This is a genomic window from Terrimonas alba (assembly GCF_042434975.1).
Taxonomy (GTDB): Bacteria; Bacteroidota; Bacteroidia; order Chitinophagales; family Chitinophagaceae; genus Terrimonas_B; species Terrimonas_B alba.
The window spans coordinates 1-914 of sequence record NZ_JBHMQM010000051.1; the positions used below are offsets into that span (position 1 = coordinate 1).

The 914-nt window shown below is 49.6% G+C and carries 1 protein-coding gene; it reads left to right on the top strand.

Translation table 11 applies throughout. The features are described 5' to 3' along the window. On the top strand, window positions 1–914 hold a 914-nt coding region (locus tag ACFEL9_RS26140), incomplete at both ends, for a SprB repeat-containing protein (RefSeq protein WP_385896368.1).

Here is a 914-nt window from a genome sequence, read left to right on the forward strand (position 1 = left end):
GCCCTGGCTCTCACCTCTTCAAAAGTGGATGTGCTTTGCTTTGGCAATACCACCGGTTCTGTTGATTTAAGTGTTAGTGGTGGTACAACTCCTTATACTTATGTTTGGAGCAATGGCGCCGCTACCCAGGACATCACCGCTCTTGCTGCAGGAACCTATACCGTTACCGTTACTGATAACAATAATTGTACAGCGACTACTTCTGTTACCATTACCCAACCTGCCGCAGCCCTGGCTCTCACCTCTTCAAAAGTGGATGTGCTTTGCTTTGGTAACGCCACCGGGTCCATTGACTTAACTGTTAGTGGTGGTACAACTCCTTACTCTTATGTGTGGAGCAATGGCGCTACTACACAAGACATCACCGCCCTTGCTGCAGGAACTTATTCCGTTACCGTTACGGATAACAATAATTGTACAGCTACCGCTTCGGTCACCATTGGGCAGCCTGCTGCAGCCCTGGCTCTCACCTCTTCAAAAGTGGATGTGCTTTGCTTTGGTAACGCCACCGGGTCCATTGACTTAACTGTTAGTGGTGGTACGACTCCTTACACTTATGTGTGGAGCAATGGCGCAACCACGCAAGACATCACCGCTCTTGCTGCAGGAACTTATTCCGTTACCGTTACTGATAACAATAATTGTACAGCTACCGCTTCGGTCACCATTGGGCAGCCTGCTGCAGCGCTGGCTCTCACCTCTTCAAAAGTGGATGTGCTTTGCTTTGGTAACGCCACCGGGTCCATTGACTTAACTGTTAGTGGTGGTACAACTCCTTACTCTTATGTGTGGAGCAATGGCGCAACCACGCAAGACATCACCGCTCTTGCTGCAGGAACTTATTCCGTTACCGTTACTGATAACAATAATTGTACAGCTACCGCTTCGGTCACCATTGGGCAGCCTGCTGCAGC